Genomic DNA, 17,432 nt, shown 5'->3' with positions numbered 1-17,432 from the left:
GATAAAAATGATGCCGGCCGTGTTTCAAGCTGTTCACGATGCGTGAAAGGCAACTTGCGGTGGCCAGCCGCAACGGTCTAGTGTCGCGTCACTTTCCGAACCGATCAGGGGAAACCAATGCAGTGGCTGGATAGCGTGGCGGGCCCTGGTTATGCGGCGGCACTCCTGTGGACTTTCGCGGCGCTGATCCTGCTGGTCATCGTACTCGTCATCATCAGGCTCGTGCGCAACCTGACTTTCGGTACGTTTGTCGCCGGTGGCCGGAACCGCAAGACGCGGCTCGCCGTCATGGACGCCACAGCCGTCGACAGCCATCGCCGGCTGGTGCTGGTGCGCCGCGATGACATTGAACATCTGCTTTTGATCGGCGGCCCGACCGACGTCGTCGTCGAACGCGACATACGCCTCGCCGCGCCGCGCCGTCCGGCTCTGACCGGAGATGGCGGCCTGCAGCCTGTCCCCGCCTCCGCGGCTCCGGCGGCAAAACCGCGGCCGCCTCAACCGGCTCCCGCACCGGCACGACCGGCGCCGCAGCCGGTAACCGCGGCGCCGCCGCCTGCCCGTCCGCGCCCGGCAGCGCCGCCACCCGCCCCCGCTCCGAAACCAGTTGCGCAACCCTATCAATCGACCAACGTCACACCGCTGCCAGCCTATGGCTCCGCCAACGCCAATGCCGCCAGGCAGGCGCCACCGCCGCCAAAGCAGGAGAGCATCGACGACGAGCTGATGAAAGACCTGGAGGTTTCGCTCGACCAGCCGCGCTCCGGCGGCCCTGTTGGCAAACCGGTGGCCAAGGCGCCGCAATCGCTCGACGATGAAATGACCAGGCTTCTGGGCGAGCTTTCAAGCCAGAAGAGATGATTGGCGCCTGAGGCGCCCCGCCGGCCGGCGATCTGGCCTGGGTTTGCTTTCGCTTGCAGCGACGGATTGTGATGCCGCCAACAAAAAAATGGCCGGGAAGCCCGGCCATTTTCGACAATGACTTCACTGTAACTGCCTTGAGATGCAGTCCAGAAGCAATACCTCAGTCGTCGCGATAGACTTTTTCGCGGCGCTCATGCCGTTCCTGCGCTTCGATCGACAGAGTGGCGATCGGACGGGCGTCGAGCCGCTTCAGCGCGATCGGCTCGCCGGTTTCCTCGCAATAGCCGTAAGTGCCTTCGTCGATGCGCTGCAGCGCCGAATCGATCTTTGAGATGAGCTTGCGCTGACGATCGCGGGCCCTGAGCTCGATGGCGCGGTCCGTTTCCGAAGAGGCGCGGTCCGCGAGATCGGGGTGGTTGGCGTTTTCCTGCTGCAGGATTTCGAGAGTTTCGCGCGCTTCGCGCAATATGTCATTTTTCCAGGTGACGAGCTTCAGGCGGAAGTAGGATTTCTGCCGTTCGTTCATGAACGGCTCGTCTTCGGAGGGTACGTAATCGGCGGTAACGATGTCGTTCATTCGACTCACCCAAACTGCCCCAAATTTGGCGCTTATATATTCGCCACCCGACGCCTGCACAAGCGCAATCAGCCACCGACTCACGCAATTGTTAAAGTGCCCCGGCGGCACCCGTTGCAGCGAGATGTCGCTGATTCGATGGAGAAAGTGCCGCATGATTCTTTGCGCGGAAGAACACGGGCCATTGTGCACGGCGCCCTTCTTGTGGCTAATCGCGCTGCGGCTTCGGCATCATCGGAGGTTGGGTGAGCAGGCTCTATCTGTTGCGGCACGCGAAGGCTGGCTGGGCGCTGCCCGGCATGCGCGATTTCGATCGACCGCTCGACGCGTCCGGCCGCGCCGATGCCGAGACGATGGGCGCCGCCATGCGCTCCCGCGGCTATATCCCCGACCTGACATTGTGCTCCAACGCCCGGCGCGCCAAGGAAACGCTCGAAGGTCTGGCCGGCCAGACCGACACCGGCAAGGTCTTGTTTTTCGACACGCTCTACAGCGAGGACGCGTCCGGCTATCTCCGCCTCATCCGGGAACATGGCGGGCCGGGTTCACTGCTGGTCATCGGCCACAATCCGATGACGGAGGATCTCGCCATGGCGGTGTCCGGCGATGGCGACGAGGCGGCGCGAGCCATGCTCAACCATGGTTTCCCGACCTCGGGCCTGGCGGTCGTGCGTTTCCTCGACGATCTGGCGAAAGCGGCCCAGGAAACGGGTTATCTCGAGGCGTTCCTGACACCGGCCGATCTCTGACCCCGTCTTTTGGCGCAATTCCTAGGGAAAGCGCTAAGCGCTTTTCCCGGGAAAACCGCTCCGCACTTTTCCTGGAATTGCTTCGGCATCGATTTCCGGCGCCATTTCAAAGCCGGGTTCCAACGCCTATATCCGACGGACCCAAGCCCGAGAGTTCACATTTTGGCATCATCGCTGACCACCTTCACCGACGAGGCAAGAATTGCCCTCGATACGCTGTCGGGACGCGCCACCGGGCTTTTTTCTCCGTCGCTGCGGCTGGGTGTTACGGGCCTTTCGCGCGCCGGCAAGACGGTGTTCATCTCGGCGCTGGTCCACAATCTGATCCATGGCGGCCGCCTGCCGCTGTTCGAGGCGCAGAAATCCGGGCGCATCGCCCGCGCCTTCCTCGAAGAGCAGCCTGACGATGCCGTTCCACGCTTCCAGTACGAGGATCATATCGCCGCATTGGTCAACGACCGCGCCTGGCCCGATTCCACGCGCGCCATTTCGGAACTGCGGCTGACCATCGAATACGAATCGGCCTCCGGCTGGAGCCGTATGTTCTCTTCAGGCAAACTCTCGGTCGACATCGTCGACTATCCCGGCGAATGGCTGCTTGATCTGCCGCTGCTCGGCAAATCCTTCGCCGATTTTTCACGCGAGGCCATGGAGATGGCCACTTTGCCGGTGCGCGAGGATCTTTCGCGGGCCTGGAGGGCGATCTCGGGCGAAATCGACCCGAATGGCGACGCCGACGAGATGACGGCACGCCGCCTGGCCGAAAGCTTCGCCGCCTATCTCAAGGCCTGCAAGCTCGACGAGCGCGCGCTTTCGACCTTGCCGCCGGGCCGTTTCCTGATGCCGGGCGACCTCGAGGGTTCGCCCGCGCTGACCTTTGCGCCGCTGGCCGGCCTCGACAGGCGTCCGCGCCCCGGATCGCTGCACGCCATGATGGAGAGGCGCTACGAAGCCTACAAGACGCATGTCGTGAAACCCTTCTTCCGCGAACACATCACGCGCCTGGACCGCCAGATCGTGCTGATCGACGCCATGCAGGCGCTGAACGCCGGCCCGGGCGCCATGGCCGACCTCGAGCGCGCCGTGACCGAGATCCTTAGCTGTTTCCGCCCTGGCCGGGGCAGCTTCCTCACCGATCTGTTTTCGCGGCGCATCGACCGGATCCTGGTCGCCGCGACCAAGGCCGACCACCTGCACCATGAAAGCCACGACCGGTTGCAGGCCATCGTGCGGCGTCTGGCCGACCGCGCCGTAGCGCGGGCGAACTTCACCGGCGCCGATGTCGATGTCGTCGCCATGGCGGCGGTGCGCGCAACCCGCGAAGGCACCGTCAAGCAAGGCCGCGAAACCTTGCCTGTCATCATCGGCACGCCGATCGCCGGCGAGAAGATCAATGGTGAAACATTCGACGGAAAGACCGAAACCGCCATATTTCCCGGTGATTTACCGGAGAGGATTGAAGCGGTGTTCGATGTCTCTGGACCTGACCACAGACAGGATGCCTCGGACCCGGCAATCCGCTTTGTCCGGTTCCGGCCGCCAAAACTCGAACGCACGGCCGAAGGGGTCACGCTGTCTTTGCCGCATATCAGGCTCGACCGTGCCTTGCAGTTCCTGATCGGAGACCATCTGGCATGACCGCGCCCCGCAAGCCGGCGGCCTTCCGCATCGAGCCGGAAGCCGCGCCACCGCAAGACACGCCAAAGACGCGCCAGGCCGAGCACTCGCGCAAACCACGCGGGCTTGGGTTGAAGGCCGATGGCGCGCTGGTCATACCGGCGGAAGTCGACGTCTTCGACGAACCCGATATCGTTGCCGCCGAGCCGCCGCCGGCGGTCGCCCCCAGGAAACGCTCGCTGTTCAGCAGCATCTTCTTCGGCGCCATGGGTGTTCTGGCTTCGCTGGCTGTCGGCCTGTGGACCGACCAACTGATCCGCGATCTCTTCGCCCGCGCCGAATGGCTGGGCTGGCTGGCCGCCGGCATGGCAGCGAGCGCCCTATTGGCGCTTGTGGTGATCCTGATACGCGAATTCCTGGCGATCGCCCGTCTTGCCGAAGTCGAAAAACTGCAAAAACGCGCGCTCGACGCCATCGCGCGCGACGATCCCAAGGCGGCGCGATCGGTGGTCGACGAGCTTTCGGCTTTCGTCGCGGCCAAGCCCGAGACCGCGGCCGGCCGGCGCGCTTTGGCCGAACTGCGCGGCGAAATCATCGACGGCGGCAATCTGGTGCGCCTGGCCGAAGCGGAAATCCTCGGCCCCCTCGACGCCAGGGCCAAGGTGATGATTCTCGAGGCCGCCAAACGCGTCTCGCTGGTGACGGCGGTCAGCCCACGTGCGCTCGTCGATGTCGCCTATGTCGTATTCGAGGCCGGACGCCTCATTCGCCGTCTCTCGGAACTCTATGGTGGAAGGCCGGGAACGCTGGGGTTTTTCCGCTTGGCGCGCAGCGTGCTGGCGCATCTGGCCGTCACCGGCTCGATCGCCGTCGGCGACAGTTTCGTCCAGCAGATCGTCGGCCATGGCCTGGCGGCGCGCCTGTCGGCCAAGCTTGGCGAGGGTGTCGTCAATGGCATGATGACAGCGCGCATCGGCATAGCGGCGATGGAAACCGCGCGTCCCCTGCCCTTCAGCGCCGCGAAGCGCCCGGGACTGGGCGATTTCCTCTCGGCATTGACATCGTTTGCGGCAAAGAAGGACACCGAAACCACAGGCTCCGGCAAATAGCGCTTTACGCTTCGGGGCGGGGAACGGATTGCCGTTTCGAGGCCCCGCAGTGACGAAGCGTTAACCAATCTTCTTCATGGTCGAACCGGTTCCAAACAGCCTCTTTGTTGCCGGGTGTCGTCGATGAAAAGCGTAATTCTGTCCAGCGTCCTGCCCCTGGCCGTTGCGATCACAGCAGTCGTCGGCCTCGCCTCGGAGGCTTCCGCCACAGAGCCGGATAAGCAGTTCTTCCAGTCGGCCGAAGGCAAATGGGTCGGCCCGGGCGAAATCGTCGCCGGCAAGTACAAGGGCACGAAATTCAACTGCAGCTTCACCGGCTCCACGCCGGATGGCACGATGGGCATGACGCTGGATGGCGGCTGCCGGGTTGGCGTGTTCACCCAGCCGATGTCAGCCAAGATCGAGCGCAAAGGCCGCGACTACAAGGGCTCCTTCATGGGTGGCTCAGCCGGTGCCGGCCTCGACATCATCGGTGGCAACGTCGTCGATGCCCGCAAGGTGGTCTTCACCATCAACCGCAATCAGTTGCGTGGCGTCATGCAGGCTCGCATTCCCGACGACAATTCGATGACGGTGACGGTTGCCGTGCGTGTGCAGGACCAACTGGTGCCGGTCATCGGCATGAGCCTGAAGCGCGTCGATGCCGTGGAAGTCGGCTCCATCACCCCGAACTGAGCGCGTCATCGCGCCTGCGCCCGGCACGTCCCGAAAAGCAAAGAGGCGGCAGCCCATCGCCACCGCCTCCTTGAACCAGTCGAATCAGGCGCTTAGCCCTTGATTGCGGCCGTCACCTCGTCATACGCCTTGCAGGCGTCGGCGAGTGTCGTGGTGCCCTGGTACTTGGTTGTCACTGCCTGGACCTTGGCGGTCAGGTCAGCCGCCTTGGACGGATCCTTGGTGATCGCTTCCTGCAGCGCGGCGGCCATATCCTGCGCCTTCTTGGTCGCGATCTCGGCCGTGCATTCCGGCGCCTTCGAACAGGACGAACCGGCAAGCACCGCCAGGCCGACGGCAACAAGCAAAAACTTCTTCATGTCAGTCATCTCCTCAAAAGGGCGCGACTTGATCGTCGCTCACCCTCCAATGGCCGAAGCCGAGCGTCCTTAGCCTTCGATTGTGGCAACACGCAACGCGCGCATCGCGTAAACTTGTGTAACGCGCCTGCAATATTGCTCTGGCCGGATTCAGGCTGCCGTGTCAGCGATGGCCAAGTTAGTCGCGCGGCTGTAGCAGCGCCAAGACGGCTGTGGATGCGGCAAGGATAGCAGTCACGGTCAAAGGCGCTGTAGGGCCATAGCTGTCCACGGCATAGCCGCCGACAACCGCGCCGATGGTGATGGCAACCTGAAAAGAGGCGACCATCAGGCTGCCCGCTGCTTCCAGCGCGTCCGGCGCTGCGCGAGACAGATTTGTCGGCAGCACCACCGGCGCCATGCCGAAGGCGAAGCCCCACAGCGTGGCGAAGCCAAAGGCAACGCCAATGTGCACGCCCCAAAGCACCAGTGCCAGCGCCGCAAACGCCATCAATGCGGCGGTAACGACGAGAGCCACGCGGATATTGGCGTCGGCCATACGGCCACCGGCAATATTGCCGATCACTGCGGCGATGCCAAATCCGAGCAAAGCCAGGGCAATTGGCCCGGTTGCAAGGAGCGTCACATGTTCGAGAAAGGGACGCACATAGACCGAACCGGCAAAATGCCCCGTCATCAGCAAAAGAATGGCGAGCATCCCAAGTTGAATGCCACGCCGCCGTGTCAGTCGAAGGACGTCTCCAAGGCTATTGCTCGCCGTTGCGGGCAGAGACGGCAGGCTAAGCAACTGCAGCAGCATGGCAACCAAGGCCAGCCCCGCGGTCATCGCCATGGCGCTGCGCCATCCCAGCCAGTCGCTGATCAGCGCGCCCATCGACGGTGCGGCGATGGTGGCGAGTGAGACGCCGAGGGTGACGATAGCCATACCCCGACCTGTCGCATTGGCGCCAACCAGTCTCGCGACGACGGCGACCGAGAGCGCCCAGAAAGCGCTGAGAGCGATCCCCAGCCCCGCCCGGCCCAGCAACAGCAACCAGAAATTGGGCGCCAGCGCCGCAAGAATATTGGAAGCGACCGCGAGGGCCATGAGGCCAACCAGCACCGTCTTGCGGTTCAATCGGCCGATGAGAACATTGCTCAACATGGCCGTCACGGCCCCGACAGAAGCGGTGGCGGTGACGACCTGTCCGGCCGTTCCCTCGCTGATGGCGAGATCGCGCGCCATTGGCGTCAACAGACCTGCCGGCAGAAACTCGGCCGAGACCAGCGCAAAGCTGGTGGCCGCCAATGAAATGACCGCGAACCAGGTGGTTGCGTTCCACGCGGCCGGCGCGGCCGCATCAATGTCTATCGCCGCGTCTTCAAGCTGTAATGTCGTGTCAGTCACGGAAAGATCTCCTGAGGTTGGAGATCTTCATAAACGAGTCCTGTCGGATGATATGTATCTCAAAATCCGAAATTCATGTCTATTCGTCCGGGAATTGTGCGACGCACAACGCCCGGCGAGACATTGGTGATGCGCTTGAAGGCGCGAGCGAAGGATGCTTCGGAATCATAACCCAAACGGGTGGCAACCTCGGCCACCGACAAGCCGTTTTGCCCCAACAACTCGCGGGCAAGCTGCATACGCAAACGGGCGAGATAGCGTGCGGCACCCTCTCCCAACACAGCGCTGAAGCGCTCGGCGAAAATCGAGCGCGATTGGCCTGCCAGGCTGGCGAGGCTTTCGAGCGTCCAGTTGTGGCCGGGGTCTCTGTGCATGGCTGCCAGAGCGCGGCCAATATGGGGATCGCGGATGGCAGCGAGCCAACCGGTGGTCGAAGCGCCGGTACAATTGACCCAGCAGCGAATGAGCCGGGCTGTCAGCAGGTCCGCCATACGCGACAAAATCGTGGCGCTGCCCATCTGCGGGTGCGCGGCCTCCGCGGTCATGGCCGCCAGCAACGGACCAACCACCGGGTCATTGCCGGCTACGTCGCACCCCTTGATGATAGGCGGCATCAGTGTGATCAATGGGTTCAAAGCACAGGCGCCTAAGGCCATTGAGCCGCAGAAAAGGGTGCTCGTCGCGCCCGTGCCTTCCCGCACGACTTCGCAGACGTTGCTCCCCACCTTGGTTACCCGGCAATCATCGAGCGAGCCGCCCACAACGTCCGGCGCGCTGGCCAGCCGATGGGCGATGCCTTGCGGCAGCAACGCCAGATCGCCATCGCGCAACTCCTGCCAGCCTTGCGCTTCGGTATGGATCCAGCAAGGACCTCGACCGACAAAGTGAAAACGAAGCAGCGATTGTTGCGGAAACTCGATGCTCCAGGGATGTCGGAGCTCGCAACGGCCATAGTTGACGCCACTCAAGCGAAAGTCTTGTAGGACTTCGCTCAGCGCATCCATCGGAATAGGCGACGGCGGAGAAGGCCGGGACGAATGGATAGTCATCCCGCCGATATAGACACCAATCGTCCGACAGACAACCGCAGAGAGTTATTCCACCAGGGGAGACGCTTCAACGGCACCTACCCGTCCTGGCAGGCTCCCCACCCTTGCCTCCCGCTCCAACTGCATGCAAGGAGTGCTGTCGGACATAGGGACAAGAGGCATGGCAGCGGAAGCGTCGGGCAGCGATCTCATTCAGGTGGTGGCGCTGCTTGCCGCGGGCGTTGTTGCCGTCCCCATCTTCAAGCGCATGGGCCTCGGCTCGATCCTGGGCTATCTGGCCGCCGGCGTGGTGATCGGTCCGTTTGGTCTTCGCATCTTTTCCGAATCGGGAGCCATCCTCCACGTCGCCGAACTCGGCGTCGTCATGTTCCTGTTCATCATCGGACTGGAAATGCAGCCGTCGCGGCTTTGGGGCCTGCGGCGCGAAATCTTCGGACTCGGCGCGCTGCAGGTTGGGGTCTGCGCGGTCCTGTTGACCGGCGTGGGAATGGCCGGCGGTTTTCCGGTTTCGCAATCCTTCGTCGCCGGGGCCGGCTTCGTGCTGACCTCGACGGCGATCGTCATGCAGCTTCTCGAGGAACGCGGCGAAATCGCCTCGCCGAAGGGCCAGCGCATCGTCTCCATCCTGCTCTTGGAAGATCTGGCCATCGTGCCGCTGCTGGCCCTGATAGCGTTCCTGGCGCCCGGAGGTGCCGACACCAGCCTGTCGGAGCGGCTGACCGAGGTCGGCATCGGCCTTGCCGCGATCGTCGGACTGGTGCTGGCGGGGCGCTATCTGCTCAATCCCTTCTTCCGCATCCTGGCGGATGCCCGTGCCCGCGAGGTGATGACGGCGGCGGCATTGCTGGTCGTGCTCGGATCGGCGCTCGCCATGCAGCTCAGCGGCCTGTCGATGGCGATGGGCGCCTTCCTGGCCGGCGTTCTCCTGTCCGAATCGACCTTCCGCCATCAGCTCGAAGCCGACATCGAGCCGTTCCGCGGCATCCTGCTCGGCCTGTTCTTCCTGGCGGTCGGCATGTCGCTCGACCTGCATGTGGTGGCCGCGAACTGGAGGCTGATCGCCGTCTATGTCGTCGCCTACATGGTCATGAAGGCGCTTGGCATCTACATCGTCGCCCGCATCCTCAAGACCGGCCATCGCGAAGCGATGGAACGCGCGGTCTTCATGGCGCAAGGCGGCGAATTCGCCTTCGTCCTCTACTCCGCCGCCGCCGCCGTCGGCATCATCGACAACCAGGCCAACGCGACGCTGACGGCAATCGTCATCATCTCCATGGTGCTGACGCCGCTGGCGATCATCGCCCTGCGCTATGTCACGCCGCGCGATGAGCAGTCGCTCGATGGCGTCGACGTCGCCGACGGCCTGACCGGCAGCGTGCTGATCATCGGCTTCGGCCGCTTCGGCCAGATCGCCAGTCAGCCGCTGCTGCTGCGCGGCATCGATGTGTCGATCATCGACAATGATGTCGAGATGATTCAGGCAGCCGCCGATTTCGGCTTCAAGGTTTACTATGGCGACGGCACGCGGCTGGATATCCTGCATGCGGCCGGCGCCGGCCGGGCGCGCGCCGTGCTGATCTGCGTCGACAAGGCCGATGTGGCCGTTCGCATCGCCCAGTTGATCAAGGCGGAATTTCCGCTGCTCACCGTGCTTGCCCGGGCTTACGACCGCGGCACGGCGCTACAGCTCATTCGCGCAGGCGTGGACTATCAGCTGCGCGAAACCTTCGAATCGGCGCTGGTTTTTGGCGGCTCGGCCCTGGAATCGCTTGGCGTCGATCCCGAAGAGGTGGCGGAAACGATCGAAGACGTCCGGCGCCGCGATACCGACCGTTTCGAAACCCAGCTCGCCGAAGGCATTCGCGCCGGCCAACGCTTCTTGCGGGGCAATATCGGCACGCCGATCCCGACGCCGCTCTCCACGCCGCGCCGTCCCGGCCAGGCCCTCAACGAGGAGACGGCCGGCGTTCTGCACAAATCCGAAACAGCCGATTGAACCAAAGGAATACGCATGGAATTGGACAGCAGGGCCCTGTCGGTCACCAAATTCTGGCGCGACGCCGGCGAGGATGCATGGTTCGAGAAGAACGAGGCTTTCGATGCCGATTTCCGCGACCGCTTTCTCGACCTGCACTACGCCGCGGCCCGGCGCGAATGCGACACCTGGTCGGACCATGCAGAAGGTTCGTTGGCGCTGATGATCCTGCTCGACCAGTTTCCGCGCAATTGCTTCCGCGGCACCGGCCATATGTACGCCACCGACCCGCTGGCGAAGCATTTTGCTCAAAAGGCGGTCGCTGCCGGGCATGACCTGGCGCTGGAACCGGAACTCCGCGTGTTTCTGTATCTGCCGTTCGAACATGCGGAAAATCTTGCCGACCAGGATATTTCGGTCGAACTGCACACCGCCAAAGCCGAGTTCAACCTGAAATACGCCCTGGAGCATCGCGATATCATTCAGCGCTTCGGCCGATTTCCGCACCGCAACAAGATGCTTGGCCGCGAGACGACACCGCAGGAGCAGGCATTTCTCGACGAAGGCGGATTTTCCGGCTGATCGTTACGCCAGCCACCAATCCCGGCCGGACGGCAACCGCTCGATGCCGGCGGCGTCGACGGCGCCGAGCCGCTCCGACACGCTTCGCCCGCCGACGGCAAGGCCCGGCGCGATCTCGGCCAGCGGCGCCAGCACGAAGGCGCGCTCCAGCATGCGCGGATGCGGCACTTCCAGCCCGGTCTCGTGGATGACGCGGTCACCGAATACCAGAATGTCGATATCGATCAGGCGCGGCCCCCAGCGCTCCTCACGCACCCGCTTCAGCTTCCGCTCCGCGTCGAGGCAGAGGTCGAGCAGCGCCCGCGGCGAGAGCCGGGTCGACAGTTCGGCCGCGGCGTTGAGGAAATCCGGCTGGTCGAGCTTGCCCCAGGGCGGCGTGCGGTAAAGCGAGGAAACGGCGGTGACGCGCGCGTCCGCATCGGCGTCGAGGATGCGCAGCGCCGCCGCCATCGAGGCCGCTGGATCGCCCAGATTGCCGCCAAGGCTGAGGTAGACGGTGTTACTCGGGCCAGACAACGGTCACCTCGACATAATCGAGCACGCCAGGCACCGGCGCGTTCGGCTTGCGCACGGTGATTTCGGCCCGCCTGATCTGCGGAAACCGCTCCGTCAGCGCCTTTGCCACTTCCATCGCCAGGGCCTCGATCAGGAAGCGCCGCTCACCGGTGATGATCTTTTCGATCACCGTGAAGGCAATGCCGTAGTTGACGGTTTCCTCTATGGCGTCGTCGACAAGCGCGCGCCCGGGTTCGACCGACAGCACCGCGTCGACATAGAAACGCTGGCCGAGCGCCTCCTCCTCGTCGAGCACGCCATGCCGGGCAAAGAAGGCGCAGTTCTTCAGGCGGATGACATACATGGCTCAGCGTCCCGATCTAGAGCGACGTGCGTCCGCTTGGACGCACAAACTACGCTCTACACTTTTGAATCTACGCATCGTGCTTTCCGAAAATCGATTCCGATTTTCGGGCCGATGCGGCGGTTTCACGAGCCAGCATAGCATCCGCCATGGCCAGCGCGTCCACGTTGATTGCGACATCATGGACGCGAAACAGATGCGCGCCCTTGAGCCTGAGAATGACGCTGGTCGCCGCCGTCCCGACGGCGCGATCGGCCGCATCGCGGCCGGTAACGGTGCCGATGAAGCGTTTTCGCGAAGTGCCTGCCATCAGTGGAAAGCCAAGTGCATGGAGCTCGGAAAACCGCGCCATCAGGTCGAGATTTTCTTCAGCCGTCTCCTTGGCGAAGCCGAAACCGGGATCGAGCACGATGCGATCGTCCGCAATGCCGTTTTGACGGGCGATCTCCAGCGACTTGTCCAGGAACGCCACCTGGTCGGCGATGACGTCGGGGAGTTTCTCGCGACCCCGCCCTGTATGCATGATGATGAGCCCGGCCCCTGTTTCGGCCGCGACACGCGCAATGTCGGGCTCTCGCTGCAAGCCCCAGACATCATTGACGATATGGGCGCCGGCAGCCACGGCCAGCCGCGCGGTGTCGGCACGATAGGTGTCGACCGAGATCAGCACGTCGCCAGCGCTCGCCAGGGCCTCGATTATGGGCAGCACGCGCGCTTGCTCCTCGCTGGCCGAGATGGCCGCGGCGCCCGGCCGGGTCGATTCTCCGCCGACATCGATGATCCCTGCCCCTTCCCCGATCATGCGCCGCGCCTGGGCCAGCGCCGCTTCGGGCGCATCGAACAGGCCACCGTCGGAAAAGCTGTCAGGGGTGACGTTGAGGATGCCGACGACCACGGCCCAGCCGCCAAGGTCGAGATGACGTCCATGCCCCAGCTGCCATCGCCTTGCCGTCATTGCTCATCTACCATGGGGCTCATCAACGATGTGTGATCCGCAAAGGATCAATTCCGTTGCGCCGGCAACGGCCGTAAAGCAAGGTGGTTGAAGAGGCAATATGATGAAACGATCCCTGCTTTGCGCGCTGCTGCTTGCCGTGACCGCCGTCCCGGCGGGCGCGGCCAATCTCGTCAAGACATACAGCTATTTTTCCATTGGCGGCAGCACGCTCGAAGACATCGAGAAGCAGCTCTCCACACGTGGACCGCAGGTCAAAAGCACGGGCTCGCGCCACCCCGGCGCCACCCAGATGGCCTTCACCACCCGTATCAGCTACGCCAGGCAGGCTGGCTCCTGCCGGATCGCCGACGCGGCCGTGACGGTCAAGGTCAAGGTAATCCTTCCGGAATGGCGCCGACCGCGCAAGGCCGATCCCGATGTGAAGCTGTTCTGGGACACGCTGGCCGCCGACATCAAGCGCCATGAAGAACGCCATGTCGAGATCGCCAAGAACTATGGCCGCGAGCTGGAAAACGCCCTGAAGGCAACCTATCCGCGCGCGGATTGCGATACGGCCAAGGCCAAGGCGGCCGAGATCACCGCCGCCGTTCTCGCCAGGCACGACCGCGCCCAGGTGCAGTTCGATCGCGTCGAAAGCGTCAATTTCGAAAGCCGTATCCTGCGGCTCATGCGCTATCGTATCCAGCGCATCGAGAACGGCCGACTCCCGCCGCCGGCCTGAATTTCGTCGGCGCGAGCAATGGCGCCGATGCAAGCCAACCCAGCCGAAGCATAGTGCCAGCCTCGAAAAACTCTCGAATGGCAGTCGAAATCGGCCCAAACGGAACGACATATCACGGGTTGGCAAGGCACGACCCTCAAGGCACGAGCACCAAGACCGATCGCGCGGCGAACGCACCAGGCAAGCCCAATCGTCGACCGGATCGCGCAAGGCATATGGACAAGACTATGGATCAGGCTGTCGACAAGCAGACCATGGCGGCTGCCGCCACGCCGCTGACCGAAAGCGAGAAGAACGCCATCATCGGCGGCGTTCTTCTGTCCATGCTGTTGGCGGCGCTCGACCAGACCATCATCGCACCCGCCATGCCGACCATCGCGCGAGCGCTCGGCCACGCCGAATATCTGCCCTGGATGGTCACCGCCTATCTCCTGACCGCCACCGCCGTGGCGCCGCTCTATGGCAAGATTTCCGACGTTTATGGCCGCCGACCGACCATTTACGCGGCGATCCTCATCTTCCTCGTCGGATCGCTGGTCAGTGCCCTGGCCCCCAACATGTTCGTGCTGGTGATCGGACGCGCGATCCAGGGTGCCGGCGGCGGCGGCCTGTTTGCGCTGGCGCAAACCGTCATCGGCGACCTCGTGCCGCCGCGCGAACGCGCACGCTATGCGGCCTGGGTCTCGGGCACCTGGGCCGTCGCCAGCATTGCCGGGCCGCTGCTGGGCGGTACCTTTGCCGAGCATCTGCATTGGTCGCTGATCTTCTGGATCAACATTCCGCTTGGGCTCCTGGCCATGGCGATCATCAACAAGCCGCTGAAGAAACTGCCGATCGCGGCCAAACATCACCGCATCGACGGGTTGGGCGCCGTGCTTCTGGTCATCGCCACCGCACTCCTGCTTCTGGCGCTCAACTGGGGCGGCAGCACCTATCCCTGGGTTTCGCGCGAAATCCTCGGCCTGGTGGCAGGTTCGGCTGTGTTCTGGGTGCTGTTCGCATTGAGGCTGCTGAGGGCCGCCGAACCGTTGATTTCGCTCGAAGTGCTGGGCAACCCGATCGTCCTCGCCGGTGCGCTGTCCATGTTCCTGCTGCAGGCGGCCAATATCGGCGCCTCGGTCTACCTGCCGGTCTATCTGCAAACAGTGATCGGGCTTTCCGTCAGCGAATCGGGAATGGCCATGCTCGGCCTTTTGCTCGGCACGGTCGCCGGTGCCGCTTCCAGCGGCCGCCTGATCCCCCGCTTCGTGCACTACAAGCGTATCGCCATGATCGGCATCGCCTTGGCCATTGTCAGCATCGGCGTGCTCAGTGCCATAGCCGGACACGCCTCGCTGCTCGAGGTCGAGATCCTGACCACCTTGATCGGGCTGGGCGGCGGAACGACATTCCCGGTCGCGACCGTCTCTGTCCAGAACGCCGTCGATCGAACCCATCTCGGGGTTGCCACCGGCGTGCTGACCTTCATGCGCACGCTGGGGGGCGCGCTGGGCGTCGCCTTGCTTGGCGCGGTCGCGCTCGGTTATGGCCTGCCCCTCTCCGCCGAGGGCTCGCAGACGCACATTCAGCTGACATCGGCGTTGCCGTTCGTGATGATCTTCATCACCGCCGGCATCACGCTGATGCTGGGGCTTGTCGCAATGATACTGATGCCGGAAAAGCCACTGCGTGGCCGCGACGAGGCGGCCGCGCCCGTCCTCGCGGAATAGAAGCGCTCTTTACTCCACCACGCCGAGCTTCTTCTGCAGGCTTGTCGACGAGGTCGTGTACTGGAACACGATCCGTTCGCCGGGGCTGATGATACGCTTGGCGGCCTGCGCCATCAGCGCCACCTCGTGGAAGCCCGACAGGATCAGCTTCAGCTTGCCCGGATACCAGTTGATGTCGCCGACCGCGAAAATGCCGGGCACCGAGGTCTGGAACTTCTCGGTGTCGACCGGGATCAGGTTTTCGTGGAGATTGAGCCCCCACTCCGCGATCGGTCCGAGCTTCATGGTCAGGCCGAAAAAGGGCAGCATGCGTGTGCACGGCACTTCGATATCGCCGTCCGGACCGCCCTTGATGGTGGCCGATGACAGCTGGCCATCGGCGCCGGTGAGCCCGGTCACCTGGCCGACCTTGAAATCCAGCTGCTTCATCTCCTGCATGGCGTACATCTTGTTGACGCTGTCGGGCGCCGCGCGGAACTCGGGACGCCGATGGACCAGCGTCACGCTTTTCGCCACCGGCTGCAGGTTCAGCGTCCAGTCGAGCGCCGAGTCGCCGCCGCCGACGATGACAAGGTCGTGGCCGCGAAAATCCTCCATCCGGCGCACCGAATAGAAGACACTCTTGCCTTCATAGGGCTCGATCCCGGGGATCGGCGGGCGTTTGGGCTGGAACGAGCCGCCGCCGGCGGCGATCACCACCACCTTGGCCTCGAACACCTCGTTCTCGTCGGTGGTGACGCGAAAGGTGCCGTCCTCCAGCTTTTCGAGGCTGGAGACCATGCGGTTGTAGGTGAAGTCAGGCTTGAACGGATGAATCTGCTCGAGCAGCTTGTCGACCAGCCCTTGCGCCGAAATCGAAGGCCAGCCGGGGATGTCGTAGATCGGCTTTTCCGGATAGAGTTCCGCGCATTGGCCGCCGGGCTTGTCGAGGATATCGATCAGGTGGCATTTCATGTCGAACAGGCCGAGTTCGAACACGGCGAAAAGGCCGACAGGCCCTGCCCCGACAATGAGAACGTCCGTCTTGATTGCTTCGGTCATGCGATGTGTCCCCATGGGAATGGGATGAGACTGCATGAGCCGTGACCTGCTGCCAAGCAGCCAATGTCAAAAGAAATGGAGTGTAGGCTGAAGGCGTATTGAGATACAGGTCAGGCCGAGCCGAAAACGGTGGGTTCCGAGAACCGGAGCGGAGCGTACTTTTCGTACGTGAGCTCAGTTCTACTGCGACGCAGTAGAACGGGGAAGCGCAGGAAACCGCCGTTTGCAGGCCGGCATCACCTGAATATCAACACGCCTTAGCCCTGGCGCTCGGGCACCCGCACAACCAGGCCGTCAAGCGCGTCGCGCACCTTGATCTGGCAGGACAGCCGCGAGTTCGGTTGGACGTCGTAGGCGAAGTCCAGCATGTCCTCTTCCATCGCCTCCGGCTCGCCCACTTCCGCCGTCCAGGCCTCGTCGACATAGACATGGCAGGTGGCGCAGGCGCAGGCGCCGCCGCACTCCGCCTCGATCCCCGGCACGGCGTTGCGGATGGCGTTTTCCATGACCGTCGAGCCGTTTTCGGCGTCCACGTCGAATTGTGTGCCGTCATGGGCAAAGAAGGTCAGCTTGGTCATTTGTCACCTGAAGGGAGTTTCGCCCGAGATAATCACTCCGGCAGACAAGTCAACTGCCGCGCGAAAGCGCCGCTCCGTGACGTTTTTCCACAAACCGGGTCAGCGATTGATGGCGGCGATGAAATCGCGCACTTCGTCGATCAGTTTGCCGAGCCGCTTGAGGGTCTGGGCGTTATCCGGCTGCCGCTCGATCTCGGTGGCACAATCGGCGATGGCAAAGGCACCGACGCCGCGAGCCGACCCCTTCAACCCATGCGCCAGCAGAAGCCGGTCCTTGAGATCGGCATCGACTATTTTGTCGCGTACCGACAGCGCCTGCTGTACAAACAGCGCCAGCACCTCTTGCTCGAGGGCGCGGTCGCCCATCGTCTGCCGGGCAAGGTGTGCCAAATCGACCGGTCGGGACTGCCTGGTTCCCGAGACGTCGCCTCCGGGCATTGAAAAGGCAATGCCGCTTTCGCCACGCATGAACTCGAACTCCGTTTCTTCGGCCGCCTGAAAACTAGGCGAATCCAATGGACAACGGGTTAATGGATGGCCCGGAAAAATGTTGCGAAAGCGGCGCCCAAATCACGCTTCCGTTAACCTTATATTTAAAGTTTTACGTATCCCGCGGAATGCAT

At 63.4% G+C, this 17,432-nt stretch carries 19 protein-coding genes; 9 read left to right on the top strand and 10 right to left on the bottom strand.

The genetic code is table 11. The features are described from left to right. Positions 1-117: 117 nt before the first annotated feature. On the top strand, positions 118-861 hold the full coding sequence (locus JG746_RS19325; protein ID WP_202354252.1) for a flagellar biosynthetic protein FliO: 744 nt from the start codon (positions 118-120) through the stop codon (positions 859-861). 163 nt (positions 862-1,024) lie between these two features. On the opposite strand, the gene dksA is transcribed toward JG746_RS19325, so the two are convergent. Beyond that, entirely contained in the window at positions 1,025-1,441 is a 417-nt protein-coding gene (gene dksA, locus JG746_RS19320; RefSeq protein ID WP_006202025.1) for an RNA polymerase-binding protein DksA, read from the bottom strand. 245 nt (positions 1,442-1,686) lie between these two features. On the opposite strand from dksA, the gene JG746_RS19315 reads away from it, so the two are divergent. From JG746_RS19315 to JG746_RS19300, 4 genes are all read left to right on the top strand, one after another. Then, positions 1,687-2,190 (top strand): SixA phosphatase family protein, encoded by a 504-nt coding sequence (locus JG746_RS19315; protein ID WP_202354251.1) that lies wholly within the window; start codon positions 1,687-1,689, stop codon positions 2,188-2,190. Positions 2,191-2,352: 162 nt separating this feature from the next. Next, the gene (locus JG746_RS19310) at positions 2,353-3,828 is read left to right on the top strand and encodes a YcjX family protein (protein WP_202354250.1); all 1,476 of its coding nucleotides are present in this window, start codon (positions 2,353-2,355) and stop codon (positions 3,826-3,828) included. After that, positions 3,825-4,916: a YcjF family protein gene (locus JG746_RS19305; protein ID WP_202354249.1), complete on the top strand. Its 1,092-nt coding sequence runs from the start codon at positions 3,825-3,827 to the stop codon at positions 4,914-4,916. Before JG746_RS19310 ends, JG746_RS19305 begins: the two co-directional genes overlap by 4 nt. Before the next feature lie 123 nt (positions 4,917-5,039). Continuing rightward, the gene (locus JG746_RS19300; RefSeq protein WP_202354248.1) at positions 5,040-5,591 is read left to right on the top strand and encodes a hypothetical protein; all 552 of its coding nucleotides are present in this window, start codon (positions 5,040-5,042) and stop codon (positions 5,589-5,591) included. A 92-nt stretch (positions 5,592-5,683) separates the two neighbouring features. Here JG746_RS19300 and JG746_RS19295 read toward each other — a convergent pair whose 3' ends face one another. The 3 genes from JG746_RS19295 to JG746_RS19285 form a co-directional block, all read right to left on the bottom strand. Next, the gene (locus tag JG746_RS19295) at positions 5,684-5,950 is read right to left on the bottom strand and encodes a hypothetical protein (protein ID WP_202354247.1); all 267 of its coding nucleotides are present in this window, start codon (positions 5,948-5,950) and stop codon (positions 5,684-5,686) included. A gap of 178 nt (positions 5,951-6,128) precedes the next feature. Further along, positions 6,129-7,337, bottom strand: a complete 1,209-nt coding sequence (locus tag JG746_RS19290; protein ID WP_202354246.1) for an MFS transporter — start codon at positions 7,335-7,337, stop codon at positions 6,129-6,131. A gap of 59 nt (positions 7,338-7,396) precedes the next feature. Next, positions 7,397-8,386 carry an AraC family transcriptional regulator gene (locus tag JG746_RS19285; protein ID WP_202354245.1) on the bottom strand — a complete coding sequence of 330 codons (990 nt, stop codon included), beginning with the start codon at positions 8,384-8,386 and terminating at the stop codon, positions 7,397-7,399. Between the two features lie 160 nt (positions 8,387-8,546). On the opposite strand from JG746_RS19285, the gene JG746_RS19280 reads away from it, so the two are divergent. Next, positions 8,547-10,382 carry a monovalent cation:proton antiporter-2 (CPA2) family protein gene (locus tag JG746_RS19280; RefSeq protein ID WP_202354244.1) on the top strand — a complete coding sequence of 612 codons (1,836 nt, stop codon included), beginning with the start codon at positions 8,547-8,549 and terminating at the stop codon, positions 10,380-10,382. Positions 10,383-10,397: 15 nt separating this feature from the next. Next, on the top strand, positions 10,398-10,943 hold the full coding sequence (locus JG746_RS19275; RefSeq protein WP_202354243.1) for a DUF924 family protein: 546 nt from the start codon (positions 10,398-10,400) through the stop codon (positions 10,941-10,943). Positions 10,944-10,946: 3 nt separating this feature from the next. Here the strand turns inward: JG746_RS19275 and folK are convergent, their stop codons facing one another. The 3 genes from folK to folP form a co-directional block, all read right to left on the bottom strand. Then, complete coding sequence (gene folK / locus JG746_RS19270) at positions 10,947-11,459, bottom strand: 2-amino-4-hydroxy-6-hydroxymethyldihydropteridine diphosphokinase (protein ID WP_202354242.1); 513 nt, start codon at positions 11,457-11,459, stop codon at positions 10,947-10,949. Beyond that, positions 11,443-11,802 (bottom strand): dihydroneopterin aldolase, encoded by a 360-nt coding sequence (folB, locus tag JG746_RS19265; protein ID WP_010909658.1) that lies wholly within the window; start codon positions 11,800-11,802, stop codon positions 11,443-11,445. The genes folK and folB overlap by 17 nt, the downstream gene beginning before the upstream one ends. 70 nt (positions 11,803-11,872) lie before the next feature. Then, on the bottom strand, positions 11,873-12,757 hold the full coding sequence (folP, locus tag JG746_RS19260; protein WP_202354241.1) for a dihydropteroate synthase: 885 nt from the start codon (positions 12,755-12,757) through the stop codon (positions 11,873-11,875). Between the two features lie 100 nt (positions 12,758-12,857). Here folP and JG746_RS19255 point away from each other — a divergent pair, with 100 nt between their 5' ends. After that, positions 12,858-13,481 carry a DUF922 domain-containing Zn-dependent protease gene (locus JG746_RS19255; protein ID WP_202354240.1) on the top strand — a complete coding sequence of 208 codons (624 nt, stop codon included), beginning with the start codon at positions 12,858-12,860 and terminating at the stop codon, positions 13,479-13,481. Between the two features lie 227 nt (positions 13,482-13,708). Beyond that, entirely contained in the window at positions 13,709-15,190 is a 1,482-nt protein-coding gene (locus JG746_RS19250) for an MDR family MFS transporter (protein WP_202354239.1), read from the top strand. 9 nt (positions 15,191-15,199) lie between these two features. Here JG746_RS19250 and JG746_RS19245 read toward each other — a convergent pair whose 3' ends face one another. The 3 genes from JG746_RS19245 to JG746_RS19235 all read right to left on the bottom strand — a co-directional run bounded on the left by JG746_RS19245 (position 15,200) and on the right by JG746_RS19235 (position 17,277). Continuing rightward, positions 15,200-16,231, bottom strand: coding sequence for an NAD(P)/FAD-dependent oxidoreductase (locus tag JG746_RS19245; RefSeq protein ID WP_202354238.1), 1,032 nt, complete (start codon positions 16,229-16,231; stop codon positions 15,200-15,202). A gap of 257 nt (positions 16,232-16,488) precedes the next feature. Next, entirely contained in the window at positions 16,489-16,809 is a 321-nt protein-coding gene (locus JG746_RS19240; protein WP_202354237.1) for a 2Fe-2S iron-sulfur cluster-binding protein, read from the bottom strand. A 99-nt stretch (positions 16,810-16,908) separates the two neighbouring features. Then, the gene (locus tag JG746_RS19235) at positions 16,909-17,277 is read right to left on the bottom strand and encodes an Hpt domain-containing protein (RefSeq protein ID WP_202354236.1); all 369 of its coding nucleotides are present in this window, start codon (positions 17,275-17,277) and stop codon (positions 16,909-16,911) included. Positions 17,278-17,432: the final 155 nt, after the last annotated feature.

It is taken from the genome of Mesorhizobium sp. 113-3-3, from assembly GCF_016756495.1.
Taxonomy (GTDB): domain Bacteria; phylum Pseudomonadota; class Alphaproteobacteria; order Rhizobiales; family Rhizobiaceae; genus Mesorhizobium.
The sequence above is the reverse complement of the archived record's forward strand: the minus strand, read 5'-3'. Positions and strand labels throughout refer to the sequence as shown.